Genomic DNA, 22,065 nt, shown 5'->3' with positions numbered 1-22,065 from the left:
TGCTAGGGCTTTTTTTATTGGCAAGAAACTCTTCGTTTCAGCATACAGTTTAATAAGAGTGTATGTTTGAAAGGAGAGTGCGGAAATGAATAAAACTCATGTAATAAAGCCGCTGCTCGACGACGACTACCCAGTTATTTCATATGGAAAAGGAATTTATTTGTACGACCAAGATGGAAAAAGGTACATAGATGCTTCGTCGGGGGCAGTTACAGCAAGTATCGGACACGGCGTAAAAGAAATTATTGATGCGATGACCGATCAGGCACAGAAAGTTGCCTTTGTATATCGGTCGCAGTTTACAAGTGATCCAACAGAAGCCTTAGCTAAGAAACTATGTGAATTAAGCAGCAATCATTTCCAGTGGAGCTTTTTTGTTAACAGCGGGACAGAAGCGACTGAAACGGCTATGAAAACGGCAATTCAGCATTTTCAAGAGCAAGGAAAGCCAACCAAAACAAAGGTTTTGTCACGCTGGATGAGCTATCACGGTATTACAATAGGAGCTCTGTCTATGTCAGGGCACGTTGGAAGACGAAAACGCTTTTCGTCTTTGCTTGAAGATTATCCTTCGGTTTCGCCTCCTTATTGCTATCGATGTCCGTTTCATCAAACCTATCCATCCTGTAATCTTGCTTGTGCACACGAATTGGAAACAGTTATCAAACGAACCGGCCCTGAACATATTGCTGCTTTTATTACCGAGCCCATTGTAGGAGCAGCCGGAGCAGCCCTTACACCTCCTCCTGGCTATTATGAAGTGATAAGAGAAATTTGTGATAAATATGATGTGTTATGGATTGCGGATGAAGTCATGACGGGAGTTGGGCGTACAGGCGTGATGTTTGCATATGAGCACTGGGGAGTTAAACCAGACATTATGACGCTTGGAAAAGGAGTGGGAGCAGGATATACACCAATAGCCGTTACGTTAGCTAGCAGCAAAACGATTGAACCTATTATGAACGGATCCAAATTAATTATGAGCGGACATACGCTAAGCGCTAATCCGCTGTCATCCGCTGTAGGGATAGCTGTTTTAAGCTATATTGAAAAGCATGATCTTGTTCAAGAAGCAGCGCTGAAAGGAGACTATTTAGTAGGGAAATTGAAGAAACTTCAGCTTCTTTACCCTATCATTGGGGACATACGTGGTAAAGGCTTATTAGTTGGTCTTGAGCTTGTGCAAAATCCAAAAACGAAGGAGCCTTTTTCATCCTCTGAAAATATGACGGCGCGCGTAATAAGTAAAGCCCAAAAAAATGGTCTTCTCCTTTATCCTTCGCAAGCAGGAACAGACGGAGTCGAAGGAGACGGTATTATTATTGCGCCACCATTTACGATTACTCATCGTCAACTTGATGAAGCGGTCGATCTGCTTTCGAAAACATTGCATGAAGTGCAAAATGAAAAACAGGGAAATGAGGTGGAATGAGTGACAAAGGTCGAAAACTCATTTCAAAAGATTACAACTGTGGAACAAGCGATTGAATACGTGGATCATGCTGCTACGCTGATGATAGGAGGGTTTGGAGGAGTAGGCAGCCCGCCTTCTCTCATTGACGGTCTTATTGAAAGCGGAAAATCAAATTTTACATTGATATGTAATGATTCAGGCTTTCCTCATATTGGTGCGGGAAAATTGGTAAGCCAAGGAAGAATTCAAAAGCTGATCGCTTCTCATATTGGATCGAACCCAGTGGCTGGAACGCTGATGACAGAAGAAAAGCTGAAAGTTGAGTTTTCTCCTCAAGGAACGCTTGCTGAACGGATTCGAGCGGGAGGAGTTGGACTCGGAGGAGTACTGATTGATGTAGGAATTGAAAATGACATTATTCAATTTGGAAAAGAAAAAGTGGAAGTAGACGGCAAGACATTTTTAGTTGAAAAACCACTCACAGCCGATGTAGCTTTTGTATATGCAAAAAAAGCAGATCCATTCGGCAACTTGCTTTATGATAAAAGCGCTCGAAACACTAATCCATTAATGGCTATGGCAGGTCGTATCACTATTGCTGAAGTGGATGAAATCGTTCCTCTTGGGGACATTGACCCAGAGAACGTGATGACGTCAGGTGTATTTGTGGATTATATTGTCCCTTCAAAAGGAGTGAATTGGAAATGGGTTTGGGAATAGATATTCGTCATCGTATTGCAAAACGTGCTGCGGCTGAAATCAAAAACGGCATGATTGTTAATTTAGGGATTGGCATTCCTTCTCTTATTCCTAATTATGTACCAAGCGCTGTTCATGTGATGTTTCATGCTGAAAACGGAATTTTAGGGTTAGGATCTTCGCCTCCTTTGGGTGAAGAAGATGAGAATGTCTGCAATGCAGCAGGCTATCCAACAACTACCGTTCACGGGGCTTCATACTGTGATAGTGCTACAGCCTTCGCGATGATTCGAAAAGGATACGTCGATATGACCATTCTTGGCGCGTTAGAAGTGAGTGAAAAAGGGGATTTAGCTAATTGGATTGTGCCAGGTAAGCGAGTTCCTGGGATGGGAGGAGCGATGGAATTAGCTCAAAAAGCGAAAAAAGTCATTGTGCTAATGAATCATACGAGCAAGACAGGAGAACCGAAGCTGGTTAAGACGTGCTCTTTACCTCTGACTGCTTCGGGCTGCGTGGGATTAGTTATTACAGATAGGGCGGTTTTTAAAGTAGAAAAAGATGCGCTTCTTCTAACAGAGTTAATGTCTCCTTATACCGTAGAGGATATTTTGAGTTCAACAGAAGCGACAGTTCGCCTGAGTGATCAATTGATTACGATACCATAAGGAGGACCATTACATGAACATAAAGCAATCTATTCATAACTGGATGACAGAGCATCGTCAAAGTGCAGTGCGTTTACTCAAGCGTTTCGTAGAAGAAGCAAGCGTACAAGGTTCTGAAAAGCATGCGCAGGCAATTGTCATTGAACGCCTTCGACAGTTGCAGTTAGATATTGATATATGGGAACCGGATGAAAAAATACTTCGCAGCCATGAAGCTTTTGCCTCCAACCGTTCTACTTTTCGAGACAGTCCAAATGTGGTAGGCGTGTTAAAAGGGAAAGGTGGAGGGAAATCCATCATTTTGAATGGGCACATTGATGTAGTACCACCCGGAGATCTTTCACAGTGGACGGAAGACCCTTATACGGCTGTTGTAAAAGATGGAAACTTATATGGACGCGGAGCAACGGATATGAAAGGAGGAAATGTGTCATTACTTTTAGCTATTCAAGCTTTGAAAGAGCTAGATATTTCACTAAAAGGAGATGTTATTTTTCAAAGCGTAGTAGAAGAGGAAAGCGGAGGTGCAGGAACACTTTCCTGTGTACTTAGAGGGTACAAAGCAGATGGTGCCATTATTCCAGAACCAACCAACATGAAGATCTTCCCTAAACAGCAAGGCTCCATGTGGTTTCGAGTCACCGTGCATGGAGTAGCAGCACATGGAGGGACTCGGTATGAAGGCGTGAGTGCGATTGAAAAAGCAGCTGTGGTGCTTAAACATATTGAGGGTCTTGAAAAAGAGAGAAACAGCCGAATTACCGATCCGCTCTATAATAAAATTCCCATTCCCGTGCCGATTAATATCGGAAATATACAAGGAGGAACGTGGCCTTCTTCAGTCGCTGATCAAGTAATATTAGAAGGCAGGATAGGAGTTGCTCCGCATGAAAAAATGAAAAATGTCAGAGCAGAAATGAAATCCTGGCTTGAACTTTTGCATCAGCGTGATGAGTGGTTTGCTGAGCATCCTGTCGACTTGGAATGGTTTGGGGCCCACTGGCTTCCCGGTGAAATTGAATTAGAGCATCCGCTTATGACCTCTCTTTCGTCCTCTTTTTATCAAGTGAAACAGAATCAGCCGATCATTGAAGCATCTCCTTGGGGAACCGACGGAGGGATACTGTCACAAGTAGGGGATATTCCAACAGTTGTGTTTGGACCGGGAGTAACAGAAGTGGCCCACTTTCCGAATGAGTATATTTGTATTCAAACGATGCTTGACGCAGCAGAAATTATTGCTCTCACTGTAGCAGACTGGTGCAGTATTGCAGACTAAGCTAAAAAGGGAGAGGATACAAACAAATGGGGAAACAAGAAAATGTTTGTCAGCCAACCTTTGCTATGACTCTTTTTTTAGATGAATATAACAAGCGTCTGAGAATAGATGATTACCGGGGAAATGTGAACGATATTTACAGCTATATATATAAAGAAATTGATAAGAAAACGTACGAAAAGTGGATTATAAAAGTACGTGCTGAACATCTGTTGGACTGGATAAGCTTGGGATTTTCTTTAGAAGCAACTGTTCCCTACTATTTTAACGGAAGCGACGCGTATCTTTTATGCTACTATACGTCTCAATCCCGCCGAGACAGCGGGAAGACGTTAAAAGAAACAGAGCTGCTTCAAGATGTGTTGAATTTGCCGACATCTGATTATTCTTCTTTATCGAATCAACTGATCATGCGCCAAGCCATTTCATCTGACGCTAAACAACTTTCTCAGCTCTACCGTCAAATCTTCACAGTGTATCCTACTCCCCTCTACGAAGAAGAGTATCTCTCTAATTTGCTTCAAGAAGATAGCTTGTTTTATATCATAGTTGACAAGAACGATATCGTTAGCGCTGCTTCTGCTGAAATTGACTATGTCTACCACAATGCTGAACTAACGGATTGTGCGACTCTCCCTGCTTATCGAAAGTATGGATTCATGAAGCATTTATTAAACGCACTAGAGGCGGAGCTAAAACAGCGGCATATTTTTTGTGCATACACAATAGCGAGAGCGCTTTCATTCGGAATGAACGCCGCCTTTCAGCAGCTTGGCTATACCTATACGGGAAGGTTAACGAATAATTGTTACATTTATAAATCGTTAGAAGATATGAACGTATGGGTGAAGGATCTGTCAAAAAGTAAAGGGTGAGAAATAATTAACCAATTTATGGGCTGTAACATATAACAATAGTAAATCTTCATAAAGGAGCGATTGTATGTTATATGATTTATATAAGCCGTCCCGACACTGGAAAGATATTGAGTTATGGAAAGATGTTCCTGAAGAAAAATGGAATGACTGGATTTGGCAATTAACAAACACAATTCGAACGTTAGATGATTTAAAAAAGGTTATTAACTTAACTCCTGAAGAAGAAGAAGGAGTACGCATTTCAACCAAAACCATTCCGCTCAATATTACGCCTTACTATGCATCTTTAATGAATCCAGATGATCCTCGCTGCCCCGTCCGTATGCAGTCTGTTCCGGTGGGCAAAGAACTTCATAAAACAAAATATGATCTAGAAGATCCCCTAGATGAAGACGAAGATTCTCCAGTGCCAGGGTTGACCCATCGCTATCCTGATCGCGTTTTGTTCTTAGTCACCAATCAATGTTCCATGTACTGCAGGTACTGTACTCGAAGAAGGTTTTCAGGACAAATCGGAATGGGCGTTCCAAAAAAGCAGTTAGATGCTGCGATTGCTTATATCGCCAAAACACCTGAAGTACGAGATGTACTCATTTCAGGCGGTGATGGCTTGCTGATTAATGACAACATTTTAGAATATATTTTGAAGAATTTACGAGCTATTTCCCATGTGGAAATTATTCGGATTGGCACAAGAGCACCCGTTGTGTTTCCGCAGCGAATAACAGAAAATTTATGTACCATTTTAAGGAAATATCATCCAGTATGGTTAAATACTCACTTTAATACATCCATTGAAATTACGGAAGAGACAAAAAAAGCATGTGAAATGCTTGTCGATGCAGGCGTTCCAGTTGGCAATCAAGCGGTTATTTTAGCTGGGATTAATGACAGCGTAGCTATCATGAAAAAGCTTATGCACGATTTAGTGAAAATACGCGTTCGTCCTTACTATATTTATCAATGTGATTTGTCAGAAGGAATTGGACATTTCCGCGCACCTGTTTCCAAAGGGCTTGAAATTATGGAAGGGCTGCGAGGTCATACGTCTGGCTATGCTGTTCCAACGTTTGTTATTGATGCGCCGGGAGGAGGAGGAAAGATTGCAGTTCAGCCAAACTATATTATTAGTCAAAGCGCAAGTAAAGTTGTTCTGCGAAACTTTGAAGGAGTGATTACGACGTATCCGGAGCCAGAAAGCTATGTGCCTGGGCGTGCAGATGATTATTTTCGCGCTGTTTATCCAGCATCGGATGCTAAAGATTCTTCCATCGGCATCTCGGGTCTTATGAATGATGCTCAATTCAACCTTGTACCGGAAGGGTTAGGGAGAGTAAAAAGACGTAAAACATATGAAAGTGACAGTGCTCACGAAAGTCTAAAAGATAAACGTGAAAAAAGAGATGAATTAAAAGATAAAAAGTTTAAAGCTCAATTGAAAAAAGACGTTAAAAGCGACGATGCTCCATCATCTTAAGGAGGTCCTGTAATATGACTGTTCAATGCGCATGGTGCGAAGAAGAAAAAGCGGTAGAAACAACCAATACCGCATACTGGGAATTGCCAGATGGAACGAGAAGTATTGAAATTACTCATATGCCATGTATCAGCTGTTCAGGTTGCGGGATGTCATATCAAGAAGAAGAGATCATAGAAGAAGTGGAAACACAGCTGCTTCTTGTCGATACAAAAAAACTTGATGAATCCATTCGGTATGATGAACTATTAAAAGTGCCAAGATTATTAAAGCGCAACTACTTTAAATTCTAAAAAGCCGCCCCTTATTTTGTAAGGGGCGGCTTTGCTTATTGATAAGCCTTTGTTCCAGCAGTGCGCAGGCTGTAGGCGTGTTTTAAAGCCACTGTAACAGGACGGAAAGTTGGAAGTTCGACTTCGTCTATTTTCGAAACGGGCAAGAGGCCAACAGACGTGCTCGTAATAAAAACTTCATCAGCGTCTTTTAAAAAGGAAGGAGTCATATTTTGTTCGCGGATTTGAATGGCTTGTTCCTGCGCACATTCCAGCACGTTAGCGCGCGTAATACCGGATAGAATTTTTCTTGTGGCAGGAGTCGTGAACAAGACGTTGTCTTTTATCGCAAATACATTGCTGCTCGACCCTTCGGTTATGTATCCGTCTTTTACTAAAATAGCTTCTTTACATCCTTTAGAAGCCGCAGCTTGTTTGGCCAGAAGGTTAGGAAGTAGGTTCAATGATTTGATATAGCAATTAGCCCATCGTTCGTCTTCCAAAAGAAGCGTGGAAATGCCTTTTTCATAGGCTTCTTCAGGTGTTTGGCGAGGGTGGCGTATTGTGAGTGCTAATTGTGCAGGTACATCGGGAAATAAATGATTTCGAGGAGCAATCCCGCGCGTAACTTGAATATAAATATCAGCGTCTTTTAACGTTGATTTTTCCATTGCTTGATGAATGATGTCCTTTAGCTCTTGTCTTGAAACCGGCAGCTCGATAAAGATTGCCTTTGCACTTCTTTCTAAGCGGTCTAAGTGACGTTCAATTGAAAACGGAACTCCTTTGTATACGCGAATAAATTCATAAACACCGTCTCCAAATTGGTGACCGCGTTCATCAATTGGAATAACAGCCTCATTAATATCTCTAAACTCTCCAGCATAATATGCTAATTCCATCTTGAAAAACTCCCTTCCTTTAGATATTAAAACGTTAACATAAAATTCAGCAAAATGAAATTATTTACTTGGTTTCTCCAAAGAAAATGAAAAAAGTCATACTCCTTTAGGAGTATGACTTTTATGAAAACGTACGTTTGAAAGCTAATGAAAATTTCTGAATGGCTTTTTTAGGTGTAACAAACTGAACGATGAGCTTAGTACCGGTGATGAACCAATCGACGATACGGCTGCCGAGAAGCATCGTTACTAAAATGGACAGGGCGATTAAGACGATAATTCCCCATGACGTTGGCTCCAGACTTTTTGAGAAGTCAGTTGTAAAGAACCATTTTAAAATGAAGCCGTGCAATAAATACACGTATAGGGATCGCTGTCCAATGCTTGTTAAAGCAAAACCGCGCGTTGGAATTAAAGCCATAAAGGCAAAAGATACAAGAAAAGCAATTCCATAGTGAGAAACGCGCATTAAAAATTCGGCCACATTGTCGTATGTGTTCGTTCCATACAGCATATCTGTGTAAGCCGTGTCGTCTAAGAAAGAATAGCTTCCAATTAATGTAACTAGTAATACGATGGATGCAATGATTCGATTTCGCGCTGTCAAAAGATTTGTAAAAGGCTCTTGTCGCTGTGACAAATAGTAGCCTAAAAGGAAAAACGGGAAGAAGACAAACATTCGGCTAATGCTTAGAATTTTATCAAATCCGTCAATATCAATGAAGCCCATTGCAAGTCCAAGCGAAATAGAGACAGTTAAGCTAATCCACATCGGGAATTTCGCAAAGAAAGGAAGCATTAATTTCCAAAAAATTAAGCTCAGTAGAAACCACATTGCCCATCTAGGAACCAAATATTGAAGCGTGTACGTTTCATCTGTATAAAGCACACTATAATATAGGGTATAGATAGTTTGGAAAGCTAAGTAAGGAAGAGCCACCTTTGTAAATATTTTTTTGTAATAGCCTTTTTTATGAAAATTTTTTGAGAAATAACCTGCTAGTAAAATAAAGACAGGCATATGGAAAATAAAGATAAAGTGATAAATGGACAGCATTCCGCTGCTATCTGTTCGGTACGGAGAAATCATGTGTCCAAATACAACCAAAAAAATTAATACAAATTTAGCATTATCAAAGTAAGCATTTCGAGTATTCATAGTATTATTTTTCCTCAACATATGCTGATGTAAACCTACCACCAACAAGATTTATTTAAATGGCGATTATTGTTAGAATAACCTTTCACTACGGAATTAAAACATGAATTCTTCTTTTTTGCAATTACATAAAGGCTTGAGAAACCTGTCGAATCAATGTTTTTGTTATAAAAACGATGTGTTTTTGTTACAAATGTCTTTTTGAAAAAAGAAAAATATTGATATAACAATATTTATTCGTTACGCTAATAGTGAAATTTGTTTTGCAACTGTAACATGAATTTAATATTTTTTGTCCGGTAAACCACTTATATTGCAGTGTTCGACATCTACATATCGCAGAAGAAAGTTGTAGATTTCTTGAAAAAATGATAGAAAAGATACACATACCGCTGGAGGGGGAGTCCGATGAAATCCTTTTATCACTATATAATGAAATTCCGATCAAATAAAAAACATGATCGAATGGGAGAGTTTGCGCGAAGTGCTTATGATGATCACAGCTTCCCGAAATCTTCAACAGATTATGACGAACTGAGTTCTTATTTAGAACTCAACGGACATTATTTATCAAGTATGACCGTATTTGATGAAGCATGGGAGCTTTATCAAAATAATGCGTGAGAAATAAAAAAAGCAGGCTGATGGATATCCATCAGCCTGCTTTTTTTATTTCTTTAGCTCATGCACTAAGCAGGAGGAAAAATGATAGAAGGCAATAGATAATAAAGGCTTGGTTCTAAAGATGTTATACTTCCCCTTTTTTAGTTACTGCATATAATATTGTAACTTTTCAGTAGGTGTATGTTTACTAAGGAGGTGCGACGATGGCAGGGAAGAAAAAACCTAAATACGGAATTGGTGAAACAGTCGTTGTAACAATATACGGGACCGTTGGCACTATTACCGATATAAAAGTGATGGATGGGATTTTTGTATACGAAATCAACCATAGTGAAGGCCTTTTTTTAGAAGATACAATTGAGCTTCTAGAAGAATATGAAGGTCAAATATTAGTACAGGAAAGAGTAGAGCTTGAATATAAATTTTTCTTCGGCGATATCGTCCAGGTTTTTAATTATGGAAAAGAGTTATTTAAAATCATTGGTATTCGAACAGAAATATGGCGTTATAAAGAGGATTCATGGGAAGATATTGTCTATGAATTGTCACGTGTAACAGATGGAGAATGGCTTGAGGCTAGTGAAGAAGAACTCATTCTCGTAACTCCTCATGAGGAAACAGAAAATTACGCTCAAAGTGTTGATATGTTGTATTTAGGTAAAGAAATTAAAAAGACGGAGTTGCTACCAAAGATGAAAAAACAAAACGGTTCTGAAAAAGAAGAAGTGAGGTTAACTAAAGAAAAGCATGAGATTATAAACGGTCTTTTAGATGTGTACAATGATTATAAATTTTTGTATGAGCTTTTTGAAGATGAAGAATACGCTGAAGTCATGAACTTAGTGCTGAAACATTTAAAAAAGATAGCAAAATCCGAACAAGGAAAATAGCAGGTAGATGCCTAATAAATAAAAGATAGCCGAGATAGATCATTACATCTCTCTTAGCTATCTTTTATTGTGTATACGGCGATGGTAATGAAAAAAGAATGGGTATAATTACCTTTCTATTTAAACTGCTGAAATTTTAGACATACTATTGCCGAATTGTTCATAAATGTGTATAAGGTAAAACTTCAAGCAGAAGATGGAGTGAACCTATTTTTAAGAAAAATAAGGTACGCTAATCCGTTCAAACGGGATAAGGAGTGATATTGTGAAAGAAATCGAAGTGGTCATTGATACGGAAGAAATTGCGGAGTTCTTTTACAATGAACTAGTCAAGCGAGGCTATGTTCCCGCTGAAGAAGAGCTAGGCGAATTAGCGGATATAACTTTTGATTATCTCATTGATAAATGCATTATTGATGAGCAAGATGAAGAATAAAAAGATAGATACATCTGTAACGACGGGGAAACTCGTCGTTTTGTTTATGAGACAGCGGCTATGAAAAAGGGTTAGCAGCTTTAATAGCAGATTGCACTTTTATATGATGCTGAAGAGGAATTTTTTTAACGGAAGAAGCGGGAATAGACTCAAGGAGAGAAAATATGCTTTCTTCTTCAAACCACTCATCTTTTCTTAAAAAAAGGTGTACGCGGTCTCCCCAGCTCATATTTAACGTCGGGCTATACAGCTTTTTGGAATGAGTTCGATTTTTTGTAAATATATCTGAATTATAATCGCTTCGAGACCCTGTGTGGGGGTGTTTAAGGCTAAATGTATAGATAGAATCATGCAAGTTTGAATAAAAAAGAAGAACGTATAAAGTTTTTCCCACTTCAATCCGTTTTAAGACAGACTCGAAATGATACACTTTTGTGCCACTTAAATCAATGTTATTACCTGAATAATAGGGAAAGACGATTTGAGTCATACCGAGAAAGTTTTGAGTGTGAAACTGCCAAGAGTGAAGAACATCCCGCTGAAACTCTTTTTTAAAGAGAACATTTTTTTCGATATGATACTGTTCGTTCACAATCAGAGCTATTGATAAGAGTGTTTTGTTTCTATGCTGCCAAAAGTCATTCCAAACAGTTTTCATAAAAGAAGATATGTGAAAAGCGGAGAGTAAATGAAACAGATTGCTGTTTTGTTCTTTGCTTTTTTCATAGAGTAACAGCTGAGCGTAAGCATCATGAAAAATGGCGGAATTGGAATGTTCTAAAAACAAGAAGTACGCGTGCTGTTTTTCTGGAGAAAGCAGGGATTTTATTAAGGTAGTGGAGAGATCTGTCATGTAATAGCCGCCGTTTCGTGAAACCAAGTGTGCTAAAAAAGCCCAGTGAATTTCGGGATGTTTTTGATAATAGTCTAAATAAGCTTGGGTACGTGTAACATTGTTTTGATTAGCTTTTTTTACTTTTTTTCGAATCTCTTTAATCAATTTTACGTCTTCTCCGATAAAAGACAGCGGGAGGGTAGCAGGAGGTTTGAGCTGCATCATCTGCTGCAGGCGAAGAATATCCTCCAATCTAATGAGGGGATTTGTGTTAGTAGAAGTCATGTTAAGCCTCCTTTGAAACGTTTAACTATATAAAAAAAGGGTAAGGGACTTTTTGAAACCTTTATAACATTTCGTACGTATAAAGGGTAACAAATGTTAAGAAAAGAGGTTTTCTTTATGTTCAGAAAAATTTTTGAATCATTAACTGGATCTAAACATCGACGCTACAGCAGCAGCGATCGACACTATCGACGTCCTCGTCACTACAGCAGCAGTGATCATCATTACAGACGTCCTCGTCATCATAGCAGCAGTAGCGATTATAAGCGAAGCAAATATTATGACAGCCACAGTCATTCAAAATATGGACACCACCACTATAAGCGCAAACGTAAAAGCGGAAGTTTCTTCTCAAGCTTTTTCTCAAGTTGATTTATGGTGAAAAATCGAATGTTCAAACACCTTCATCGCTGGCTAATTGACCGTCCTTTTAAAAAAGGAAAAGTCATTTGCGGGCGCTATGAAATCATAGATGTACTGGGAATGGGAAGCTATGGTATAACATATGTTACTAACGACATTGTGCAACAAAAAAAGGTAGTCGTAAAGCAGCTCCGTAAAACGAAGCAGCGCACGTCCCAGGGGCTGAAGTCTTATCACTATGAAGCAAAATTGCTGTCTCAATTAAATCACCCTCAAATTCCTTCACTGTATGAAGCTATCGAAACAGATGAAGGCTGTTTCTTAGTGATGGAGTTGATTCAAGGGAAAACGTTTGAAGATTTAATTTTTGAAGAGAAGTGCGTGTATACGGAAGAACAAGCGCTTAACATTTTACTTAATATTCTAGACGTAGTTTCTGCTATTCATGAGCAAGGAATCGTTCACCGTGATCTTCGTATTCCAAATATTATTGATGTTAACGGAACCATCTGTGTTATTGACTTTGGTCTTGCTAGATTTTTAGGGGACCATGAAGAAACAAGCACCCTTATAGAAGAACAGCAGTTTATGAGACAAACATCCGCTGCAAGCGATATCTATGCACTTGGTCATTTTCTTTTATTTTTATTATATTCTGGTTATGAGCCGACGGAAAAACAAGAAAGAAGCTGGGAACAAGAGTTACATTTGTCGGCGCCTATTAAGACAATCATTCAAAAAATGCTGAGAGCAGATGAATCGTATGAAAGCATTAAAAGTTTACAAAAAGATATTTATGACTATATAAATAGTAAGAACTCAGGGAGGGGAAAGTATGGCGCTATTTAATAAAGCGTTAGCCCGCATTGGAATTGGTGCAGCGCGAGTGGACGCTAAGCTTGTCAATGATGAATTTCGTGCTGGTGAAAAGATTGAAGGGATTGTTGAAGTGTATGGAGGCAATGTTGAGCAGAAAATTGACAGCATCTATCTGCGTCTATTCACAACTTATGTAAAAGAAAGGGACGATAAAAAATACAAGCAGGATATTGAGCTCAATACGTTTAAGATTAACGACCCGTTCACGATTCAACCATCTGAAACGAAATCTATTCCTTTTACCTTTCAGCTGCCTGATGATACGCCTGTTACATTAGGGAGAACCCGGGTTTGGGTGGCGACGAGCCTCGATATTAAAGATGCCGTTGATCCGTCAGATATTGATCATGTAAAAGTGCTTCCTAACCTTATGGTAACAAGCGCAATTGAAGCTATGGAACAGCTTGGCTTTCGCTTGCGCCAAGTTGAGTGCGAAGAAGCCCCTCGCCGGATGAGAAAAAGACTTCCTTTTGTTCAAGAATTTGAATTTGTTCCAAGCGGTGGAGTGTACGCTGGGAAAGTAGATGAAATTGAAATCATCGTGCAGCCGAGCGGCTTGCATGACTACGATTTATTTATAGAAGTAGATCGACGTGCCAGAGGGTTTGGCGGCTTTCTATCTGAAATGCTGGATGCAGATGAGTCGCTCGTTCATGTTCATGTTTCTGAAAAAGAAATTCCCCAGTTAAAAAATATATTAACCAATATTATTTCACGCTATAGCTAACGTGCATAGCTCTCCTTTATTTTTCGTATATTAAAGACAGTAAAAAGAAAGGAGAGAGGTATATGCCGCAATCAAAGCAAACGAAAAAAATAAACATAAAAGAGGAATTTTCGGCTGAATTTGTCGTTCATCAAGCTCCTAAGCCAGAAGACTATATTCAGCCAAAACGTGTGAATAAGTAAAGCATGTAGAACGCTACATGCTTTTTCTTTTAATAGGTTGGAGGAAATAAAAAATGGTAAATCGCACTACAAAATATTCTCTATTTATTGTATCGCTTTTAGCTTTCTTTTTACTCATTTTATTTACGTTTAATACACCTTGGGTGAAACAGCTTGACTTTAATGTACTTCATACCATTGAAGGATGGAGGACGGACACGTTAACACCCATCATCATATTTATAACAACCGTAGGATCTTGGTATGTCACTGCGCCAATATGGTTTGCAATTATAGTATTTCTTCTTTATAAACGAAAAGGATTGCTCGCTTTATATATCACGCTCGTTTTTTGGGGAGTTCGCGCTTTAAATTGGGGATTGAAGGAGATTTTTGCAAGACCAAGACCTGATTGGAGTCAAGTCGTTCCCGCCTCTCACTATAGTTTTCCAAGCGGACATGCCATGAACTCAATGGCGTTTTACAGCGGAGTACTTTTGTTAATATGGATGTATACAAGAAGCAGAGCCGTTAAAACGGCAGCTGCATGCGTAATAGCTATTGTTATTTTATTAATTGGATTTAGCCGTTTGTATTTAGGCGTACACTTTTTAACGGATATACTAGCAGGATATTGTTTAGGACTTGCTTGGTCCTTAGGAGTCTATCTCTTTTCTAAACGCCTATATAACCAAAAATAGGAGCAATGGTTACATTTTTTTCGTTAATATTTCATTTTGTTTAAGTAGGCCTATTGATTCATCCATTCAAAAACAACTAATGATAAAATGGGAAACAAATATTTTATGTACATATTTAATAAGAAAAAACTAGTAATTTCGACAAAAAACGTTTTGATTCGATAAAGGATTTTCGGATTTTATCACTAATTATATAAGAATACATGACGTAAAAGAGTAAATACTTGCTTTTGGGTGGAGGGAAGAATGTTGAGTGTGTGGACCACAATAAAAAAACAATTTAATATTAGCACAGAATATGATGTAACCATTATGCAAACAGAAGAAAAAGGCGAAAAGCGCGGATATAAGCCTGTCCATCGTCTAACGATTACAGCATTCGATCATCAAGACGCAGCAACACAAGTATTTCAGATGTTTAATATTGCTGATAATTTGCCAAAAGATTGTGATGCGAGGTTTATCAGCACAGGCGATATTTTATTAATTGATGAAGGTACTCGAGGAAAGTATTACTACAAGCTATGGACAGACGGCTGGCAAAAAGTGAACCGCCTGCACGTACGTTAAACATAAGGTAAAAGCGACCTATCTGGCCGCTTTTTATTTATATATTGACCCTTAGTAATCACGAGTATGATGGCCAGGGCCATTTTTTCGGTTTGTTGCTGAATATTCATCTCCATGGGCTTCATGTTCTGCTATAATTGCTTCTTTAGGAATATGATTATTCTTTTTAGGCGAATTAATTCGATTGCGATGCTTTTTCCCCATACATATCACCTCAACTAACGTTAGTAAATCCCTTGCGCTATTAGCGTACCCTTATATAAAAAGACATACTACGCCATTTTTTGGGCCGTATGTCTTTTTATTTTTGACGCATAATGTTAGAAGTAAATAGACAAGCAAGGGATACAATATGGTATAGTGAAAGCGTAAGATTTTTTACATATAGGAGGTACGAAATGAGCGTACATATTGGGGCAAAACAAGGTGATATTGCAGAAACGATTTTACTTCCAGGTGATCCACTTCGTGCAAAATACATTGCAGAAACGTTTTTAGAAGATGTAACTTGCTATAACGAAGTGCGCGGTATGCTTGGATTTACAGGAACATATAAAGGAAAGCGCGTTTCTGTTCAAGGAACAGGAATGGGTGTACCATCAATTGCTATTTATGTAAATGAACTAATGAATGAATATGGTGTTCAAAACCTAATTCGCGTTGGTACATGCGGAGCAATTCAAAAAGATGTAAAAGTGCGTGACGTTATTTTAGCCATGTCTTCGTCAAGTGATTCACAAATGAACCGTGTTAAATTTGGTCCTATTGACTATGCACCGACAGCTAACTTTGATTTATTAAAGCGCGCTTACGATGCAGGTGTTGAAAAAGGCCTTCAGTTAAAAGTAGGAAGTGTATTTACATCTGATCAATTTTATAATGAAGACGGCCAGCTAGAAAAATTGGCAGCTCACGGCGTATTGGCAGTTGAAATGGAAACAACGGCTTTGTATACGCTAGCCGCTAAATACGGCCGTAATGCTTTATCGGTTTTAACAGTAAGTGATCACATTTTCACTGGTGAAGAAACAACGTCAGAAGAGCGTCAAACGACGTTTAACGATATGATTGTTGTTGCGCTTGAAGCAGCAATTAATGAATGAACATAATTTCATTTCGTTTATTTGCTGAATGGCAACGAAAAGCTGCGGCATAACAAATGAAAAGACGAGAAGCAATCAAGCTTCTCGTCTTTTTATTTGTGAAAATTAATTGTTTCCAAACGGGAAATTGTATGGTACGATTTGATACGTTAAAAACGGCTTTGATTTTCGTGAAAGTCGAAAATCGTATAAAAAATTCATAAGAGGTGATAAACCATCATGATGGCAAGTATTAAACAGCAGTGGTTTTCAAACGTTCGAGCAGATATTTTGTCTGGGATGACAGTTGCTCTTGCGCTTATTCCAGAAGCCCTTGCTTTTTCCATTATCGCCGGTGTCGATCCCATGGTTGGCCTGTATGCATCTTTTTGTATGGCAATTGTGATTGCTTTTACAGGCGGAAGACCAGCTATGATTTCAGCTGCAACAGGGGCAATGTCTTTATTAATGATTAACTTAGTCAAAGATCACGGCATTGAGTATTTATTTGCAGCTACTGTTTTAACCGGAATTATTCAAATTTTACTTGGTGTTTTGAAAGTAGGAAGGTTTTTATCATTTCTTCCTCAAACAGTTATGATTGGCTTTGTAAATGCGCTAGGTATTTTAATTTTTACAGCACAGCTTCCGCATTTTCAAGGAGCAAATTGGATGATGTACGCAATGGTAGCCGGAACGCTGCTCATCGTCTATTTGTTTCCGCTCATGACCAAAGCAATACCATCTCCGCTTGTTGCCATTGTCTTGATGACGATTGTAGCGATTGTCTTTCATTTAGATTTAAAAACGGTAGGAGATATGGGGAATATTACGCGTTCGCTGCCGGTTCTTCACTTTCCAAAGGTTGATTTATCAGTGGAGACACTGCTTATCATTTTACCTTATTCGCTTCCTTTGGCGATTGTAGGCCTACTTGAATCTATGCTAACGGCAACGGTACTGGACGAAATTACAGATACGCCTTCGAATAAAAATAAAGAAGCACGCGGTCAAGGCATCGCTAATATTGTAACAGGATTCTTTGGAGGAATGGCTGGCTGTGCCATGATTGGACAATCTATGATTAATGTAAAATCAGGGGGACGTGGAAGGTTATCTACCTTAGTCGCCGGAGTCTTTTTATTGTTCTTAATTATGGTGCTTGGCGATGTTGTTAAACAAATTCCAATGGCTGCTCTTGTAGGCGTTATGTTTATGGTAGCTGCCGGTACATTTGATTGGCAGTCCCTTAAAGACTTAACGAAATATCCGCTATCGGATGCTATTGTAATGGTTGTTACGGTGGTTATCGTATTGTTTACACATAACTTAGCATTAGGAGTAATGGTAGGTATTGTTTTAAGCACCATTGTATTTGGCTGGAAGATGGCTAAAATCAAAACAACTTCACAAACAGAAGGCAATATGAAGCAATACAGGGTTTCAGGGCAATTATTTTTTGCCACGATCAGCTTCTTCATGGATGAATTTCAGTATGAAACAGACCCGGATACCATCATTATTGATTTTAGTTCTTCTCATATATGGGATCAATCGGCCGTGATCGGCATCTCAAAAATTATCGATAAGTACGAGCGATTGAATAAAAAGGTTATTGTAAAAGGACTAAATGAAGACAGTAAAAAAATCGTAAGGCAAATTGGCATAACGTCGCTGTCGAACAAATAAAAGGTGTGCAGTAGCACACCTTTTTTACTTGTTTCGTTTTAGTAGCTGTACGAGCCAGGTGGAAAAAGAAGTTGTAGATGAAGGTACGGATGTCTGTTTTAACAAAATAGCATAGGCTTTGCGCCGATATTGGTAATCAAGCATGCATATCTACTCCTTTTAAAACAGGATTTGGAAGCGTTTTCTTTATTGTAGCATGCTTAATAGGGAGATAAAAGAAAAAAGAGAGACCATCGTCTCTCTTTAATCATTTCCAAACATATAGCGTTTGTGATGCCATGAGATTCCAAACATCAGACCCATTGCAAACATGTTCCCCATCAGTGAACTACCTCCATATGAAATAAAAGGAAGTGGAATTCCGGTAATAGGCAAGACTTGAATGGTCATACCGATATTTTGAAATACGTGGAACGTAAGCATTGAAATAACGCCTACACATAAGTAAGAATTGAATTCATTTTTTGTTTCAAGGCCTAGCTTGATCAAGTAATAAACGAGTACGAAGAAAAGACTAATAACAATGCTGGCGCCGATAAAGCCAAACTCTTCTCCAATAACCGCAAAAATAAAGTCGGTCTGTCCCTCTGGCAAATAGACAACTCCATTTCCGATTCCTTTACCGTTTACCATTCCTGATCCAATTGCATCTAACGATTTCTTTAAATGATAGCCCTCTCCCGAACTATATGACTCAGGATCAAGCCAAGAATAAATACGGCCAAATTGGTATTGCTTAACCCCTAGATACTTTTCTAATAGGCTAGGTGCATAAACAACAAGTCCCAAAATGACAGAACCAACCGCTGTAATACCTAAAAATGCAGGCGCGATGATTTTCCAGCTTACGCCTGAAACAAATACAAGTCCAACCGTGATTGCTAAGAACACAAGAGCGGTACCTAAGTCAGGCTGCTGCATGATTAATAATAAAGGTAAAGCAAGTACAGCACCCAGTTTACCAAGCAGTAAAAAGTCTTCTCTTACTGTCCGGATACGATATTTTTCATTGTGTTTAACAATGACCGTACTCAGTGTGATAATCAAAAACACTTTCATAAACTCTGATGGCTGTAACGAAAAGCCGGGAAGTGTGAACCAACTTTTTGCCCCGTTAATTTCTCTGGCAATGCTTGACGGAGCCACTAGTAAAAGAAGCAATAAAAAGTTCCCAAATCCATAAAAAACCCACGTTAGCTTTTGAAGCTGATCGGAGTCAAAACGCATGACAAACCCTATAATCACCATTCCGATTATATAAAAAACAACTTGTTGCGCTACGAAGTTCTTATCATACTGCCCAATTTTTTCAGCACTATGGATTGCCACAACGCTTACGCAAAACAATAGGAAGATTAGGAAAGCCAAGTTCCAGTCAAATCTACTAACATTTCTTTGATTTTCACCCATATTATTCACCTGTCACTATTAAATCTCATTCTTTCTTTATGATAAAAGAAAAATGCTGGTTTTTAATGCAAAGTCGATTAATGAAGAGTCGCACTAACCCCACTTTGCAGTTTTTGCTTTGAATATAGACTTGCTAAAAGTAAGAAAAGATATGTCGCAAGCTGCGTTACCATACAGCCTTTTATTATACATGAATTATTCTATAACATAAATAGGAGAAATGATAACAATTTCTTTTTTCTAAAAACTCTATTTGCAGGGATTTATTCAATTCATCTTCTTTATCTCCTTAAAGGTTAATATGAAAACATACTATAGGAATTTATCTTTTTTTGCACGTGAAAAGATAAAGAAACGTGTATATATATAACGAAAGAAAGGGCGAATAGTTTCATATGAACGACTGAAAAATTCTAAACTGCGAGGACTAAATCTAGCAAGCTATACATATGAATAATAGTAAAGATAAGAGAAAGTGTTCTACACTATCTTTTTCTACATGCAGACATTCAACTTCTTAGCACTCTCACAAGTAAACAGTTGAGACAAGAATATAATTATATTCGACTTTCTTGCTGATGAACGAACGTATGGAAGGTATATGGATAGATTACCGAATCAGAGACATAGGATATTAGGAAAATAATAGATAGAGATTAATAGAATCATAACGTAGAGAGGTGTGTTTATGATTATAGGGGCAAGTGTGACAGCATTTTTATTATTATGGTGGACAATTTTTTATAGCGGGCGCTACTATCATTATGTTTCAGAGCCTGTTGGCAAAAGAATTTCCCTTCACGTAGGAATACATGTCACCTTAGTGGTTGGAGTGAATGCATGTCTCTGGCTTGAGCAGCCGCTGCTTTTTTCTAGCATTTTAGCAGGGTGTGCAGGACTAGGAGCCGGATGGTTTGTAGGGATTCCTTTTTCGGTAAAAAGTATGTTAAGTGGAATAATGGGAGGCATAGGAACGGGTGTTAGTTTTTATATCTCTATGAGCATGTGGATGGAACAATTTAACTGGCTATCTTTTTTATTGATAGGAACGAGCGTTATTTTTAGCGGAAGTTCGTTATTTCAAGTGTTAAAATCGATTCCGTCATTTGAAAAGGTACTGGTAAAAATGTGGATTCAACATCCTTTTCTGATAGCTCCTATTTTGATTACCGTATTTTGGCTGTATAATTTTATTGAAAAATATTTTCCTCAAGCAGATCCAACACGCAAGTAGTTTCCGTGTTGGATTTATTATTTCCTCCGATAAGACTCCCCTTTAAGTTTACCAAGTTTAACATCGTTCAACTAGTCTATAGAAGGTAAAAGTAGACATTCACCTATCTTCATTATGATGCATATTGTAACGTAGCAAGCATTATAAAGGGGGAGTGCGTATGTATCCATATCAATACGATCCACGTTTTCAAAATTTGTTTCCACCTGGAGGAGGAGGCCAAGGGTTTCCATCGTTTCCACCTGGAGGAGGAGGCCAAGGGTTTCCATCGTTTCCACCTGGAGGAGGAGGTCAAGGATTTCCACCGCCGCCACCTGGAGGAGGGGGCCAAGGGTTTCCGCCACAGGGAGGGGCTCAGCCGCCTTCAAGTCCACCGCCAGCTTTTACACCTGCACCAAAGCTAGGTTCAGGAGGTCCATCACTTTATGCTGTTGACCCAGGCGCTATTTCAGGATGCTTATACCGATATACCTATATATGGCCGAGAAATGGTCGGCCTTACTGGTTTTACCCAACCTTTGTAGGCAGACGCTCAGTTGCAGGATATCGCTGGACAGGATCTTTCTGGGTGTATGCTGGGGTAGATGTAAATCAAATTCGAGAATTTCAATGTGTATAAAACTCCGCTTGCGGAGTTTTTTTGTGCGAAAAGGTTGACGCATAAAAAATGACGTTATATAATAAATCTCGAATTAAAGATAATTTGTTTAGTAATATCTCGAATTAATAATAATATACACTTTTTAGGAGATGACATTTATGGCAAATGTATTATATGTAAAAGTAAATCCGCAGGTTGATGAAGCATCATTTTCAACTCGTTTAGCACAGGTTTTCTTAGATGAGTATAAAACAGCAAACCCTACTGATACAGTGACAACGCTTGATCTGTATAAAGAAACAGTTCCGTTCATTGATGGAGATGTTTTAGCAGCATGGGGAAAAGCTGGAGCTGGTGAAGAATTATCAGCTGTTGAATTAGAAAAAGTAACGCGTATGGGTGAATTAGTAGAGCAATTTTTACAAGCTGACAAAGTTATTTTCTCAGCTCCAATGTGGAACTTAAGCTTTCCTCCACTAATGAAAGCATATATTGATAACATTTTAATTGCAGGAAAAACGTTTAAATATACTGAAAATGGTCCAGTAGGATTAGCTTCAGATAAAAAAGTAGTGTTACTAGAAGCTCGTGGAGGGGTTTATTCAGAAGGCCCTGCAGCAGAGCTAGAATTTACTCAAAGCTATTTACGTACAGTGATGGGCTTCATTGGGGTTCAAGATTTCCAACTGGTTGTTGCAGAAGGTATGGCTTACACACCAGCAGAAGCAGACAATATTCTAGCAAAAGCATCTGAAAAAGCAAAAGAAGTTGCGTCAACGTTCTAATCTCAAAAGGCTGGGACAAAAGGATTTTAGACGAAGTGAAAA

25 protein-coding genes are annotated in these 22,065 nt (G+C 38.7%); 20 read left to right on the top strand and 5 right to left on the bottom strand.

From position 1 onward, the window contains the following. Window positions 1–85: 85 nt before the first annotated feature. The 7 genes from ACFX40_RS07795 (at window position 86) to ACFX40_RS07765 (ending at window position 6,711) form a co-directional block, all read left to right on the top strand. Window positions 86–1,435, top strand: a complete 1,350-nt coding sequence (locus ACFX40_RS07795; RefSeq protein WP_028410898.1) for an aspartate aminotransferase family protein — start codon at window positions 86–88, stop codon at window positions 1,433–1,435. Beyond that, window positions 1,436–2,137, top strand: coding sequence for a CoA transferase subunit A (locus ACFX40_RS07790; RefSeq protein ID WP_014458548.1), 702 nt, complete (start codon window positions 1,436–1,438; stop codon window positions 2,135–2,137). Further along, a complete protein-coding gene (locus tag ACFX40_RS07785) occupies window positions 2,122–2,784 on the top strand; it encodes a 3-oxoacid CoA-transferase subunit B (protein ID WP_028410899.1) in 663 nt (220 codons plus the stop codon). The genes ACFX40_RS07790 and ACFX40_RS07785 overlap by 16 nt, the downstream gene beginning before the upstream one ends. 13 nt (window positions 2,785–2,797) lie before the next feature. Then, window positions 2,798–4,063: a peptidase gene (locus tag ACFX40_RS07780; protein WP_098249160.1), complete on the top strand. Its 1,266-nt coding sequence runs from the start codon at window positions 2,798–2,800 to the stop codon at window positions 4,061–4,063. Between the two features lie 26 nt (window positions 4,064–4,089). Next, window positions 4,090–4,938, top strand: a complete 849-nt coding sequence (gene ablB, locus ACFX40_RS07775; protein WP_335570819.1) for a putative beta-lysine N-acetyltransferase — start codon at window positions 4,090–4,092, stop codon at window positions 4,936–4,938. A 67-nt stretch (window positions 4,939–5,005) separates the two neighbouring features. Then, window positions 5,006–6,418 carry a lysine 2,3-aminomutase gene (kamA, locus tag ACFX40_RS07770; protein ID WP_377254766.1) on the top strand — a complete coding sequence of 471 codons (1,413 nt, stop codon included), beginning with the start codon at window positions 5,006–5,008 and terminating at the stop codon, window positions 6,416–6,418. Between the two features lie 14 nt (window positions 6,419–6,432). After that, window positions 6,433–6,711 carry a YokU family protein gene (locus ACFX40_RS07765; RefSeq protein WP_013058725.1) on the top strand — a complete coding sequence of 93 codons (279 nt, stop codon included), beginning with the start codon at window positions 6,433–6,435 and terminating at the stop codon, window positions 6,709–6,711. A gap of 35 nt (window positions 6,712–6,746) precedes the next feature. Here ACFX40_RS07765 and dat read toward each other — a convergent pair whose 3' ends face one another. Both dat and ACFX40_RS07755 read right to left on the bottom strand, forming a co-directional pair. Then, window positions 6,747–7,592 (bottom strand): D-amino-acid transaminase, encoded by an 846-nt coding sequence (dat, locus tag ACFX40_RS07760; protein WP_013084681.1) that lies wholly within the window; start codon window positions 7,590–7,592, stop codon window positions 6,747–6,749. A 121-nt stretch (window positions 7,593–7,713) separates the two neighbouring features. Beyond that, the gene (locus ACFX40_RS07755; protein ID WP_013058723.1) at window positions 7,714–8,751 is read right to left on the bottom strand and encodes an acyltransferase family protein; all 1,038 of its coding nucleotides are present in this window, start codon (window positions 8,749–8,751) and stop codon (window positions 7,714–7,716) included. Between the two features lie 408 nt (window positions 8,752–9,159). On the opposite strand from ACFX40_RS07755, the gene ACFX40_RS07750 reads away from it, so the two are divergent. The 3 genes from ACFX40_RS07750 (at window position 9,160) to ACFX40_RS07740 (ending at window position 10,701) form a co-directional block, all read left to right on the top strand. Further along, the gene (locus tag ACFX40_RS07750; RefSeq protein ID WP_013058722.1) at window positions 9,160–9,375 is read left to right on the top strand and encodes a YozE family protein; all 216 of its coding nucleotides are present in this window, start codon (window positions 9,160–9,162) and stop codon (window positions 9,373–9,375) included. Window positions 9,376–9,578: 203 nt separating this feature from the next. After that, window positions 9,579–10,265, top strand: a complete 687-nt coding sequence (locus ACFX40_RS07745) for a hypothetical protein (RefSeq protein ID WP_013058721.1) — start codon at window positions 9,579–9,581, stop codon at window positions 10,263–10,265. Window positions 10,266–10,530: 265 nt separating this feature from the next. After that, a complete protein-coding gene (locus ACFX40_RS07740; RefSeq protein WP_013058720.1) occupies window positions 10,531–10,701 on the top strand; it encodes a YozD family protein in 171 nt (56 codons plus the stop codon). 58 nt (window positions 10,702–10,759) lie between these two features. On the opposite strand, the gene ACFX40_RS07735 is transcribed toward ACFX40_RS07740, so the two are convergent. Further along, window positions 10,760–11,821, bottom strand: a complete 1,062-nt coding sequence (locus ACFX40_RS07735) for a DUF2515 family protein (RefSeq protein WP_098334020.1) — start codon at window positions 11,819–11,821, stop codon at window positions 10,760–10,762. Between the two features lie 117 nt (window positions 11,822–11,938). Between ACFX40_RS07735 and ACFX40_RS07730 the strand changes: the two genes are divergently transcribed. From ACFX40_RS07730 to ACFX40_RS07710, 5 genes are all read left to right on the top strand, one after another. Continuing rightward, a complete protein-coding gene (locus tag ACFX40_RS07730; RefSeq protein WP_114324454.1) occupies window positions 11,939–12,193 on the top strand; it encodes a hypothetical protein in 255 nt (84 codons plus the stop codon). An 18-nt stretch (window positions 12,194–12,211) separates the two neighbouring features. After that, the gene (locus ACFX40_RS07725) at window positions 12,212–13,033 is read left to right on the top strand and encodes a serine/threonine protein kinase (RefSeq protein WP_231504556.1); all 822 of its coding nucleotides are present in this window, start codon (window positions 12,212–12,214) and stop codon (window positions 13,031–13,033) included. Continuing rightward, entirely contained in the window at window positions 13,020–13,790 is a 771-nt protein-coding gene (locus tag ACFX40_RS07720; protein WP_028410906.1) for a sporulation protein, read from the top strand. The genes ACFX40_RS07725 and ACFX40_RS07720 overlap by 14 nt, the downstream gene beginning before the upstream one ends. Before the next feature lie 235 nt (window positions 13,791–14,025). Beyond that, a complete protein-coding gene (locus ACFX40_RS07715) occupies window positions 14,026–14,652 on the top strand; it encodes a phosphatase PAP2 family protein (RefSeq protein ID WP_028410907.1) in 627 nt (208 codons plus the stop codon). Between the two features lie 246 nt (window positions 14,653–14,898). After that, a complete protein-coding gene (locus ACFX40_RS07710) occupies window positions 14,899–15,222 on the top strand; it encodes a hypothetical protein (protein WP_013058713.1) in 324 nt (107 codons plus the stop codon). A 51-nt stretch (window positions 15,223–15,273) separates the two neighbouring features. Here ACFX40_RS07710 and ACFX40_RS07705 read toward each other — a convergent pair whose 3' ends face one another. Next, window positions 15,274–15,426 carry a hypothetical protein gene (locus tag ACFX40_RS07705; RefSeq protein WP_013058712.1) on the bottom strand — a complete coding sequence of 51 codons (153 nt, stop codon included), beginning with the start codon at window positions 15,424–15,426 and terminating at the stop codon, window positions 15,274–15,276. A gap of 194 nt (window positions 15,427–15,620) precedes the next feature. On the opposite strand from ACFX40_RS07705, the gene deoD reads away from it, so the two are divergent. Further along, entirely contained in the window at window positions 15,621–16,325 is a 705-nt protein-coding gene (deoD, locus tag ACFX40_RS07700) for a purine-nucleoside phosphorylase (RefSeq protein ID WP_013058711.1), read from the top strand. A gap of 219 nt (window positions 16,326–16,544) precedes the next feature. Further along, window positions 16,545–17,993 (top strand): SulP family inorganic anion transporter, encoded by a 1,449-nt coding sequence (locus tag ACFX40_RS07695; protein WP_028410908.1) that lies wholly within the window; start codon window positions 16,545–16,547, stop codon window positions 17,991–17,993. A 243-nt stretch (window positions 17,994–18,236) separates the two neighbouring features. Here the strand turns inward: ACFX40_RS07695 and ACFX40_RS07690 are convergent, their stop codons facing one another. Further along, window positions 18,237–19,403, bottom strand: a complete 1,167-nt coding sequence (locus tag ACFX40_RS07690; RefSeq protein ID WP_013084672.1) for an FtsW/RodA/SpoVE family cell cycle protein — start codon at window positions 19,401–19,403, stop codon at window positions 18,237–18,239. A 688-nt stretch (window positions 19,404–20,091) separates the two neighbouring features. Between ACFX40_RS07690 and ACFX40_RS07685 the strand changes: the two genes are divergently transcribed. The 3 genes from ACFX40_RS07685 to ACFX40_RS07675 all read left to right on the top strand — a co-directional run bounded on the left by ACFX40_RS07685 (window position 20,092) and on the right by ACFX40_RS07675 (window position 22,023). Continuing rightward, window positions 20,092–20,637: a hypothetical protein gene (locus ACFX40_RS07685; RefSeq protein WP_028410909.1), complete on the top strand. Its 546-nt coding sequence runs from the start codon at window positions 20,092–20,094 to the stop codon at window positions 20,635–20,637. Between the two features lie 160 nt (window positions 20,638–20,797). After that, the gene (locus tag ACFX40_RS07680; protein WP_071271291.1) at window positions 20,798–21,256 is read left to right on the top strand and encodes a transporter; all 459 of its coding nucleotides are present in this window, start codon (window positions 20,798–20,800) and stop codon (window positions 21,254–21,256) included. A 140-nt stretch (window positions 21,257–21,396) separates the two neighbouring features. After that, window positions 21,397–22,023, top strand: coding sequence for an FMN-dependent NADH-azoreductase (locus tag ACFX40_RS07675; RefSeq protein ID WP_014458563.1), 627 nt, complete (start codon window positions 21,397–21,399; stop codon window positions 22,021–22,023). Window positions 22,024–22,065 lie beyond the last annotated feature (42 nt).

This window comes from Priestia sp. YIM B13552, from assembly GCF_042787775.1.
GTDB classification, from domain to species: Bacteria; Bacillota; Bacilli; order Bacillales; family Bacillaceae_H; genus Priestia; species Priestia megaterium_E.
The sequence above is the reverse complement of the archived record's forward strand: the minus strand, read 5'-3'. Positions and strand labels throughout refer to the sequence as shown.